We start from the raw sequence: 10,778 nt of genomic DNA on the forward strand, positions 1-10,778 counted from the left end.
TGCTGGCTGTCTGGACGTTTCGCTGGTTCGTGAATTGTCGGCTCCGGCACTGAANGAATCACAGCCCGTCAGCAAGAGCGCGGCAAAGAGCAGTAGTGTGGGAATNCGGAAATAACTCATGAGTTCATGTNTGTTCATTGCGATGCTCCGCGGCTGTCCATCACGAGCAAACCACCCGTTGCGCGCTCGAGATCGGTACCGGCCGTAACCAGCGCTCCAAGCGCGTCGAGATAATCGCGACGCACGTCAAATAGGTTGTTCTGGGCAGACGTGATCGCGGTTGCCCCGACCTTGCCGGCTGCGAATGAGCGCCGGGTGAGTTCGAGAGAACTCTCCGCGGCCTCCAAAACCGCATCACTCAACGCATCTGCTCGTTCTCGTCCGGCGTCATATGCGCTGATGGCCGAAAGCACTTGAAGTCGAACCTCGCGCTGAAGGTTGTCCTGATCGAGCTGGGCCTGCGCTAGCTCCGCAGTCGCAATCTGGCGCTCGCCTTCATAGCGATCCAGCAGCGGCAGCTCGAAACCGATACCGCCGCCAGTAATATCCGAGCCGCCTTTGTCACGACCACCCGCTTCTTCGCGGTAAAAACCGAACACGGTGAGGTTCGGTATGATTTCGCGATTGGCTAGTGACAATTCTTTCCGTGCGGCAATCACGCGCGACGCAGCGGCCTGCAAGTCCGTGCGCCGCTCGACGGCGCGCACCAACAAGCGATCACGATTTGGCATATCGAGCAGCGCAAAACTCAGATCTCCCTTAATGGCGAGCCGGCGCGTGGGATCGATCGCAAGCAGGTCCTTGAGTTCAAGTCGAGTTTGGTTCGCCGCATCCCGGGCCTCTGCGGCGAACGCACGTGCTCGCTGCAACCCAAGACGTGCCGCATTGGATTCGATTCGGGTACCTGCGCCTGCGTCGAGTCGCTTCCTGGCGTAAGTCTCAAGCTGCTCGTTGGTATCAACGACGCGCTCGGCGGTGTTTACCGCCTGCTCCGCGACCAAGACAGAAAGGAACGCCGCACGCACACGCGCCGTCGTTGTGGCCGCCAGGAAATCGTAATCAGCTCGAGCGGCGCCCAACCTACTTGTCGCGGCGTCCTCGCGTAGACCGCCCTGCCCGGCTATCCAGAATTCTTGGCTGAGCTGAATACCGATGTCGGTACTTGAGCCGTTCGGCTGATCGCGCTGGCCAGCTTCCAGTTCCAAGCGTGGGTTAGATGGCACAGGGACATCCGCGTGAATGGCCTCGCCACCGAGGCGTTGGATACGCAGACGAGCCGAACGCAGCGTTGGATTATATTCGCTCGCCCAATTCAGGGCGGCATTGAGAGTCAGAGGTTGAGGTATCTGCGTGACCGCGGAGGCGGACAGCGAAACCCATAGCATGCAAAATCCACAGGCAGCTTTGCCCGGAAGAAAACGGGGGAAATACATTGTGAATCCTCATCGCAATAGAAGAGGCGCCTGCAATGAAGCAGCGCCCGGCGAAGAAGATTCAGGCTATGGGGGGGTCGACTAGGGGGGTGTGAGCCAAACTGCGATAAAGATCGCGGTGCCGTCCATTACGCGACGATACCTTGTGGACATCCATATCCGGCGTGCCACTTTGTATTCCTACCAAGTGAGCGGATGCATGGCTGCAGTGATCATTATGTTCAGCGCTAACGCCGGAATCGGCACCATCTACCGCAGTGGACTCAACGTGAGAGTACGTTTCGCCATCAGATGACGGCCAATCCACGTGGCTCGCCCACGCCTGCGCACTCAGTGCCACAATCACTGTGAGCACTATCGCCACAAGTCGTTGTAGATTGGTGCGGGACGACGGCATGCGTTGGAAGGTACCACACACGCTACCCGAAACGCTACAACGACCGTGACGAGAAATTCCGTAATGCAATCTGCGAGCATACCCCTGAGCGCTATCGCGTATGGCAAGGTCCGGCTACCGACCAGTAACGGGAAATCATCCACCGCTGATCATGAGTCAACCGAGTTGCTGAACTCCCGCGCGCAAGAACATGCGAACGCGATCTATCCGCTTGCCACTATGCATCGATGACTTTCCTTCCTCGATACATCGACGGGGCCACCTACGCCACCGCACCTAGAGCCACGCCTTAGGTGCCGTGGAGAATACACAAGCGATAAATACACGTACTGACATCGCCTGTATCTCGACTCGCCCGTTGACAGGATCCGATTGCCCCAAAAGCTCCGTCCCCGCGGCATTAACTGGCCCCCTACCGCTTACCGCTATCACGACCGAAGCATTCGCCCGAACCTGTCGAGTTCTCAAGGCCGCTCGCACGCTCTGCAGTCTACCGCCAGACTTTGCACCACATGCCAAGTCGAATAGTCACACTTTCGCAGGCGGCAATACCCTAAAGACTGCCTCGGCAGCGCCCTAGCATGCAGCGAATTTGGTCAATACTTATTGTGTACGACCTCTGCGAGCTTTCTCCTCGATTGGGATAGACAAATGTGCCCGCTCAGCTACGCAGGTATTTGACCAGCGCTACGATAGCGAGCACCAACCCGACAAGCACCAGGAGTACGAACAACATCCAGACGATCATCATCGGACCACCCATCATGCTGCATTGCATCATTGATTCGTTCATCATGCCGCCGCCCATGGGGTCCGGGTCGCTCTGACCCGCGGCTGGGGCGATGCCCACAATGGTGCCCAGCAGGCTCAACAGTGGTACTACGAATAGTTTCATTGTTTACTCCAAACTTGTGCTCTAAAGAGCTTGTATCGCGTCTTCTGAGCCATGGTGGGGATGCAGGCAGCCCGAGCTGGGACTGAGTAATACGGCCGATACGCTCAGTTGCCGTATTTTCTATGCGCCCAGATCAGTAATGCGGCTCCCGTGGTAATCCAGACATCGGCCAGGTTGAATGCCGGCCAGTGATACTGTGCGTAATGGACGTCGAGAAAGTCGACCACATGGCCGCGTAGCAGGCGATCCGTCAAGTTGCCCAGTGCACCGCCTAGAATTGCACTGAGCGCGATCGATTGACCTTTCGAAGTCCCCCCGCTCCACAGCCAGCCCAGCAGCATGACCGATATGACAATGGCTACACCGATCAGGAATCCCCGCTGCCAACCACCCGCATCGGCCAGAAAGCTGAATGCGGCACCTGTATTGTGTAGATGGGTCCAGCTAAAAAACTCTGTGACGGCTCTGCGCTCACCATAGGCGAGATAGGTGCTGGCCGCGTACTTGGTTGCTTGATCCAGAAGCAGCATCACGAGGGATAATCCCAACCAACGCAGCCTGTCGGCCGGGCTAGAACTTTTCAGCGTGTCCTCCCCTATCGTCACCCGCGCAGACACAAGCTATGCTTCCTGTTTGCACCGCGCGAAGATATCGCCATGTTCAAGGGCTTTCCGAGGACGGTGATTCCTGAAGCTCGTCTCGCGTTTGGCGCGCGTCCTTCAGGATGCGGATACCGCCGCGTAACACGATAAAACCAACGACCAAACCGATAATGAGATCGGGGTACCGCGTGTCGAAGTAGTAGACCAGCGCGCCACCGACAATGACGCCGATATTGGCGATTACATCGTTGGCCGAAAATATCCAGCTCGCGCGCATGTGCACATCGCCTTGTCGGTGGCGGGCGATGATAAGCAAACAGGTTGTGTTTGCCACGAGTGCCGCCGCGCCCATCAGCATCATGTAGCTGGGCTCGGGATTGCTGCCCATCAGGGTTCGCCGAACCACCTCACCCACGGCGAACAGCGCGAGCAGTATTTGCACGACGCCGCCGATGGAAGCGGCGCGCGCCTTGTGATGGGCGGCGCGCCCCACCGCATACAGCCCCGCAGAATAAACGGCCGCATCAGCGAAGTTGTCGAGCGAGTCGGCGATCAAGGCGGTCGAGCCGCCTAGCAAACCAATCCCGAACTCAGCTAGAAACATGACGCCGTTGATCGCCAACAGCCAGTAGAGCGCCTTTTGTTGGGCCTGGTCTTTGGCCTCGAATTCACAGCCGCAATCGGCCATCCCGTGTTCCCTCCACCAGCGCAATCATGCGCCAAACTCTGTTGGATATAAGACGACGATAAAACCTCTAGCGACTAAAGGGTCAAGCACTCAGCGAGACTGAATTTCGTTTGTCTCTTTTTCCTACCCCAACGAGCACGACCAGTGCGATCCCGACGACAGCCAGCACCGGTTTGTCCTGCCAGCGGACGTAGGGCGTGGTCCCCGTACGCGGGGTGACCTCTGCCTGCAAAACAGTCGGCTCGAACTGAGGCGCGCGCGCCAGCAGTTGACCGTTGTGATCGATTACCGCCGTGAGCCCGGTATTGGTGGATCGGACAAGCGGGCGCCCAGTTTCAACGGCGCGCATTTGGGTAATTTGCAGGTGTTGATGCGGCCCTAGGGAGTCTCCGAACCACGCGTCGTTACTCAGATTGACCAACAACTGCGCGGTTGGGAGCAGGTCAGTGACTTCAGCGCCGAACACCACATCAAAGCAAATCAATGCGCCGATGGGCATGCCGGAGGCATATAGTAGTTGTGGCTGCTGGCCTGCCCTGAAGTCTTCAAGCGGTGCGCCCAGAATATTCAACCATGGGCCCACAAATCGACGCAGTGGGACGTATTCACCGAAGGGCACCAGATGCCGTTTGTAATAGAACTGACTTGGGCGAGCCAGGCTCACTGCAGAATTGTATGCTTCGCCCTGGCGTGTACGCATGGGGATACCCAGCATAAGGGTCGATCCGCGCTCGCCGAGGCGTACTTGAAGTCGGTCTAGATATTCAGAGGTTTGATCGAACCACGCCGGCACGGCGGTTTCCGGCCAGACTATAAGGTCCGTTCCAGCGTATGGCTGTGTCAGTGCCCTATAGCGCCTCAAAGTGAACGCCAGCGCTCCTGACTCCCATTTCCTGTCTTGTTCCACATTCCCCTGCACAAGCGCAATGGACAGTGGCTTGGCTACTACCGGCTCGGTCCATTCACGATCAAGCAATGAAATGCCAAGCAATAGCGCCACCAGTGCGCCGCTTGTGATTCCCAGGCGCCGCAAGCTCAAACGAAGAATCATCCACGCAAGGCCCCCCGCCATAACGGTCACCACAAAGCTCACGCCCAGCACGCCAAATACGGGTGCGATCGCGGCAAGCGGCGTGCCGATCTGGCTGTAACCTAAAAAAAGCCAAGGAAAACCGGTCAGGAACCAGAGCCGGACCCATTCGCTCAGTACCCATGCCGCTGGCAAACCAAACCATAGAGCAACGCCATTCATCCGGGCGGATAAGGTGCGCACGAGAAATACCACTGACCACGGGAACAAGGCCAAGAGGGCTACAAAGCCTACCGTGACGAGCAGGGCTGCTACGGGTCCGCTGCCATAGCGATTGATGCTGATAAACACCCATGAAACGCCTACACCGAAGTAACCCAACCCGAAGAAGTAGCTTGCCCACAGCGCAGCACGTTTTGGTAGACGCACGGCCAACAGGAATAGAACCGCCGGCGACAGCACGGCCAGCCAATACCAACCTAACGGCGCGAAAGCGAGCGGCAAAACGCCGCCAGCGAGCAACGCCAGACCATAGACCACGAGCATGATTGGGAGTGCTGAGACGTTGCGCGCCGACATGCGGTTGATCGAAGCTCGGTTGCACACAGGATATTCCTACGCTTTAGTTGCGAGCGTGCTGCAACAGCCACACACTAAGTCCTCGAGCTACTAGAGCTTCAAGCGCGAGAAGGTTATGAGGCAATCCGATCTACGGATTGGCGATCTCGCCCGACACACGGGCGTAGGTGTAGCCACGATTCGTTACTATGGCGACGTAGGCCTGCTACCGGAAGCAGGCCGTAGCGAGGGCGGCCAGCGCCACTACCGCCCTTCACATGTCGAACGGCTCATGTTCATCAAGCACTGCCGGGAACTGGGCTTCAGCCAAGACAATGTACGCATGCTGCTGACGCAAGCCGATCAGAGTGATGCCTCCTGTGAAGACGTCGCTCGACTCGCTAAAGAGCATCTCGAAGCCGTGCGTAAGAAGCTTACGGCCTTGCAGGCGTTGGAAATGTCGTTGGAGGATATGATTCATGCCTGCCGCGGTGGTCGAATCCAGAATTGCCGCATCATCGAAGCTTTAGCGGCCAATGAATAACGTTACCGATAGGCTGCGGGCGCGCGTCGCTGCTTAACGTACGATTTTCCCGTTTCGTGTTTTGACCCAAACAAAGTCGATGAACGGCGGAAAAGACAATCACGTTTTCATCAGATCGATTCTTTTCTAGTTTGTATTGTCGCTCGGCGACTTGGGTGGAGCCGTTCTTTTGCACAGAGGCGCCGCCGGTACGGCGCAGGCGCTAACCTACATCCGGCAGAGTGGCACTCGGCGGCGTTTCTCGGCGGCCGATAAAAGCGTCTCAAGACGTTTTTCAAGCACTCTCTACCGGGGCACGTCGGTTAGGGAACTCGGAATAGCTAATCGCGCGAGGCCGGCTATCGACCTAAAGTGGACCATCCCAGTCAGCGATCGGCACCCACGCCAAGCCTTTCAAAAATGACTTGACGGGCAGTCGTATCAGGCACCCTTAATTCGATGTGGTTTGATGCCCAGCGAAACAGGTGCTCGGCGGCGACGCTCGACAGGATTTGCTCATTCAGTGGATACAGTCGCCAATGGTTCAAACCGTATCGGTCACCCACTACAGGCAAGCATGAGCCTCCACCAAGATTTACCAGCACCGACTCGGCCCGGTTTGAACTTGCACCGCCCGCGACTGGATAGGCGCTGGTGACGGCGCATCGAGTATGTCTTGTTGCTACCGTATTTACGCGTGGCAAATTGAACCTGAAACGACATGGCTGAGACTGGACTAACGATCGGAAAACTCGCGGCGGCCGCCGGCGTAAATCTGCAAACTGTGCGCTATTACCAGCGACGCGGATTGATCGATCAGCCGCCCAAACCGTCCACTGGCTATCGTCGCTATCCGCGCGCGACCGTTGACCGCATTCGTTTCATCAAGCGCGCGCAGGGCTTGGGGTTCAGCCTTGACGAAATCGGCGACTTGCTGATTTTGGGTGACGGTCATTGCGATGACGTACGCCGCGTTGCGGAAAATCAGCGCGCGCTGGTGGCAGCCCGCATCGCCGATCTGGCCGCAATGCAAGACACGCTGGATGGGCTGATCGATCGCTGCCGGAACGCGCAAGTGTCCAATCATTGTCCGCTGATCGAGACGCTGTCCCGCCGCGACTGAAATAACTCAGCCAGCCCTTGACACGGTACCTGAGTACCGCGTTTAAGCTGCGCTTCGTCCGATTATCGAACCGGCACGGAGCCTTTTCATGAACGACCCCACGACCGCGACCGGTCGCACCACCTGGGCCCAGATCGGCGCCGTACTCGCCGCGGTCGGGGCTTCCCTGTGCTGTGTAGCGCCGGTGTTGTTGATATCGATTGGTGTCGGCGGCGCTTGGATGAGTTCGCTCACTGCACTGGAACCGTATCGGCCGATATTCGTCGTCATTACGCTGGCGCTGCTGATTTTTGCCGGTTGGCGGCTGTATCGCCGCGAGCCGAGTTGCGATTCCGATACAGCGTGCGCACGACCCGCGGTCAAGCGCCGTCAGCGCCTCATNTTCTGGCTGCTCGCATTACTCGTCACGGCACTGCTCACCTTTCCCTGGTACGCGCCGGCTTTTCTCTAAGGAANGATCGTCATGGTTCGAAAACAACGCATGATTNTAGTGGCCACCATGCTGCTGGTGGGCACGGTCTGGATACAAGGCGCTTTTGCGGCGGCTGAANGGACCGTAACGCTTGCGGTGGNTCATATGACCTGCGCGACCTGTCCCTTTGTGGTGCGCAAGGCGCTCCAGCAGGTCGACGGCGTCGACACGGTGCGCGTGGACTACGAGTCCAAGACCGCCACGGTCGCCTTCGATCCGAAGATTGCTTCGGTCTCGGACTTAACCGCGGCCACGACCCGCGCTGGCTATCCGTCCGAGCCAACGGAGTAACACCACATGGGCCGCAATAAAAAGCTGTTCAGTGTGGGCATTGCAGGCACCGTCATCGCGGCGCTGTGCTGTTTCACGCCGGTGCTGGTGATCCTGTTCGGCGTCGTCGGTCTTTCTGCGCTGGTGGGCTATTTGGACTATGTGCTGCTGCCCGCGCTGGCCTTTTTCCTGGGGCTGACGATCTACGCCGTTTATCGGCGTAAGAAAATGGCCTGCTAAACCCGACCGATCCGGAACCCAAATGAAACGCATACTCGCTATTCACGGCATGACCTGCGCGCACTGCGCCCAAAGGGTCGAGGACGCGCTCAATGCACTTCCTAGCGCAAGCGCTGTGGTGTCCTATGCCGAGCGCCGTGCCGAAGTCCAGNTGGATGACGGCACAGATGAAACCACGCTGATCGAAGCGGTACAGGCCCAAGGCTACGATGCCCGCAACTGGGACGACGAATCTTCGCTTGCCCAGTCTTCACGGGTCGCGGGAGAAGACGAAAACCGCCATATCGCGATCATTGGCAGTGGCAGCGGCGCGTTTGCGGCTGCCATCCGCGCCGTTGAGGCAGGGGCGCGGGTGAGCATGATCGAGTCGGGCNACATCATTGGCGGCACCTGCGTCAATGTGGGCTGCGTGCCGTCCAAGATCCAGATTCGCGCCGCCGAACTGGCCCAGCACCAACGCCACAACCCGTTTGATGGGTTGGCAGATTGCAAGCCAACGATTAATAGGCCACGCCTGCAGCGCCAGCAGCAGTCCCGAGTCGAAGAACTACGCGCGGCCAAGTACCAGAAAATACTCGACGATAATCCATCGATTACGCTGCGCCGCGGGCGGGCCCACTTCGAAGATGCGCATACGCTAATTGTCACGGCACATGACGGGTCCGAAGATCGTTTGGTGACCGATCGCATTCTGATCGCTACCGGGGCTTCCCCAACGATCCCACCGATACCGGGCCTGGCCGACACGCCGTATTGGACGTCCGATGAGGCGGTTTTCAGTCCGGACACGCCCGAGCACATCATCGTCATCGGCGCCTCTGTCGTTGCCGTTGAACAGGCTCAAGCGTTCCGCCGTTTGGGTTCGAAGGTCACAGTCCTGGCCCGCAGTACGCTGCTATCCAGCGAAGACCCCGCGCTCGGCGAGGGCCTTGCCGCGGCCTTCCGCGCCGAAGGAATCGACGTACGCCAGCACAGCCAGGCGCGTTCCGTACATTTTGCGGCAGGGCAATTCACGCTCGACACCGACGACGGCCCGATCCAGGGCGACCGNCTGCTGGTGGCAACGGGCCGCTCCCCGAACACCCGCGATTTGGCACTAGACAAGATCGGGGTGGTGACCGATGAACGCGGTGCGATCAGGGTTGATGCCTCGCTATGTACCAGCGCCGAGCATATCTATGCCACTGGCGATTGTACGACGCTGCCCCAGTTCGTCTATGTGGCCGCCGCCGGCGGCACCCGCGCGGCCGTCAACATGACCGGCGGTCGAGCGCGGCTGGATCTGTCCGCCATGCCGGCAGTGATCTTCACCGATCCGCAGATCGCGACGGTGGGGTTGGATGAACGCCAAGCCCAAGCGCGCGGCCTCGAGATCGAGACCCGTTCTTTAGGGTTGGAACATGTACCACGTGCGCTTGCCAACTTCGAGACCCGCGGATTCGTCAAGCTGGTTGCCGAGGCGGCCAGCCATCGTCTACTCGGAGCTCAAATCTTGGCTCCCGAAGCCGGCGAGATGATTCAGGCCGCTGTATTGGCCGTCCACCACGGCATGACCGTTGAAGCCTTGGGCGATCTGTTGTTTCCTTATCTGGTTCACGTGGAAGCGCTCAAGCTCTGTGCCCAGACTTTTACCAAAGATGTCGAGCAGCTGTCCTGCTGTGCTGGGTGACTGTCGCCGTTAGCGATCGGTTGATCGATCGAGCCGTTGTTCGTCTACCTCTTTCAGTTCGGCGCGNGGCGAGCCTCGNAGCGCTGGATTCGCNNTCNAGTCTTGGGGTATTTTNGCGTGACCCGATGTCTTTGNTTGGGGCACNACCCAATACAGACNTGCAAAGATCGGTTCACCTAGTTTGNCCCTGATGTATNCGATNCNAGCACAAGCTTCACGTCGNATGCGGGGCCCACAGAATGATCGCTGCGCCGGCAAGACAAACCNCTGCGCCCAGTGCATCCCAGACGTCGGGCGCGTGCCCTTCTATAGCCCACATCCAAAGGATTGAAGCGACTATATATAGGCCTCCATAGGCAGCGTAAGCGCGTCCTGCTTGATCAGCGGGGCTGAGCGTTAATAACCAAGCGAACGCCACCAGTGAAACCATGCCCGGAAAAAGCCATAGCGCACTATTCCCCGATCGGAGCCAAGACCAGAACGCGAAGCAGCCGGCGATCTCAGCAAGCGCAGCGCAGGTATAGACCACAAGTGTCGGCATGAGTGACCAGCAGATTTGCTTTTGGCGATGCAGTTTAACGCGAGCAAACCAGCACTGAGCGTTCACGAACTAGGCTGAACTGGGAACTGTTCGAATCCCGAAAGCGTGTTAGTTCGATGCGTGTGCGATAACAGCGCATTAGTGAGTTCGGAAGCTCCGAGAGCGTCTGCTTTGGCGGATAGCGGGCTATGGAACCCCGCGTGTCTTCGCCTCGACACCGCTCATCCGTTGCTCGCCGCGCATTGCGCCTGAGCCTCCTCTCGCTCGCGGGTATTCCGCCGCTTGCCGGTCTCGTCGGCAAACTTGCGCTGTTCGTCACCGCGATTGGATCCGGCTA

At 58.5% G+C, this 10,778-nt stretch carries 12 protein-coding genes; 6 read left to right on the forward strand and 6 right to left on the reverse strand.

What is annotated here, in order from left to right:
• Positions 1 to 134: 134 nt before the first annotated feature.
• The 5 genes from CMN27_RS00080 to lnt all read right to left on the reverse strand — a co-directional run bounded on the left by CMN27_RS00080 (position 135) and on the right by lnt (position 5,624).
• On the reverse strand, positions 135 to 1,433 hold the full coding sequence (locus tag CMN27_RS00080) for a TolC family protein (protein WP_293623293.1): 1,299 nt from the start codon (positions 1,431 to 1,433) through the stop codon (positions 135 to 137).
• Between the two features lie 1,058 nt (positions 1,434 to 2,491).
• Positions 2,492 to 2,725, reverse strand: coding sequence for a hypothetical protein (locus CMN27_RS00085; protein ID WP_209064697.1), 234 nt, complete (start codon positions 2,723 to 2,725; stop codon positions 2,492 to 2,494).
• 104 nt (positions 2,726 to 2,829) lie between these two features.
• The gene (lspA, locus tag CMN27_RS00090; RefSeq protein ID WP_293623306.1) at positions 2,830 to 3,309 is read right to left on the reverse strand and encodes a signal peptidase II; all 480 of its coding nucleotides are present in this window, start codon (positions 3,307 to 3,309) and stop codon (positions 2,830 to 2,832) included.
• Positions 3,310 to 3,385: 76 nt separating this feature from the next.
• Positions 3,386 to 4,015, reverse strand: a complete 630-nt coding sequence (locus CMN27_RS00095) for a cation diffusion facilitator family transporter (RefSeq protein ID WP_293623294.1) — start codon at positions 4,013 to 4,015, stop codon at positions 3,386 to 3,388.
• 82 nt (positions 4,016 to 4,097) lie between these two features.
• Positions 4,098 to 5,624, reverse strand: a complete 1,527-nt coding sequence (gene lnt / locus CMN27_RS00100) for an apolipoprotein N-acyltransferase (protein ID WP_293623296.1) — start codon at positions 5,622 to 5,624, stop codon at positions 4,098 to 4,100.
• Between the two features lie 115 nt (positions 5,625 to 5,739).
• Here lnt and CMN27_RS00105 point away from each other — a divergent pair, with 115 nt between their 5' ends.
• The 6 genes from CMN27_RS00105 to merA all read left to right on the forward strand — a co-directional run bounded on the left by CMN27_RS00105 (position 5,740) and on the right by merA (position 9,900).
• On the forward strand, positions 5,740 to 6,147 hold the full coding sequence (locus CMN27_RS00105; RefSeq protein ID WP_209064974.1) for a helix-turn-helix domain-containing protein: 408 nt from the start codon (positions 5,740 to 5,742) through the stop codon (positions 6,145 to 6,147).
• 700 nt (positions 6,148 to 6,847) lie between these two features.
• Positions 6,848 to 7,249 (forward strand): Hg(II)-responsive transcriptional regulator, encoded by a 402-nt coding sequence (gene merR / locus CMN27_RS00110; RefSeq protein WP_209064976.1) that lies wholly within the window; start codon positions 6,848 to 6,850, stop codon positions 7,247 to 7,249.
• 88 nt (positions 7,250 to 7,337) lie between these two features.
• Positions 7,338 to 7,700 (forward strand): mercuric transporter MerT family protein, encoded by a 363-nt coding sequence (locus CMN27_RS00115; RefSeq protein WP_293623299.1) that lies wholly within the window; start codon positions 7,338 to 7,340, stop codon positions 7,698 to 7,700.
• 12 nt (positions 7,701 to 7,712) lie between these two features.
• Complete coding sequence (locus CMN27_RS00120; RefSeq protein WP_293623300.1) at positions 7,713 to 8,012, forward strand: cation transporter; 300 nt, start codon at positions 7,713 to 7,715, stop codon at positions 8,010 to 8,012.
• A gap of 6 nt (positions 8,013 to 8,018) precedes the next feature.
• Positions 8,019 to 8,231 carry a mercury resistance system transport protein MerF gene (gene merF / locus CMN27_RS00125; RefSeq protein WP_209064980.1) on the forward strand — a complete coding sequence of 71 codons (213 nt, stop codon included), beginning with the start codon at positions 8,019 to 8,021 and terminating at the stop codon, positions 8,229 to 8,231.
• A 22-nt stretch (positions 8,232 to 8,253) separates the two neighbouring features.
• Positions 8,254 to 9,900 (forward strand): mercury(II) reductase, encoded by a 1,647-nt coding sequence (gene merA / locus CMN27_RS00130; protein WP_293623303.1) that lies wholly within the window; start codon positions 8,254 to 8,256, stop codon positions 9,898 to 9,900.
• A 214-nt stretch (positions 9,901 to 10,114) separates the two neighbouring features.
• On the opposite strand, the gene CMN27_RS00135 is transcribed toward merA, so the two are convergent.
• Positions 10,115 to 10,441, reverse strand: coding sequence for a YnfA family protein (locus tag CMN27_RS00135; protein WP_293623304.1), 327 nt, complete (start codon positions 10,439 to 10,441; stop codon positions 10,115 to 10,117).
• Between the last annotated feature and the right edge of the window lie 337 nt (positions 10,442 to 10,778).

The sequence above is a fragment of the Salinisphaera sp. genome (genome assembly GCF_002729955.1).
Taxonomy (GTDB): Bacteria; Pseudomonadota; Gammaproteobacteria; order Nevskiales; family Salinisphaeraceae; genus Salinisphaera.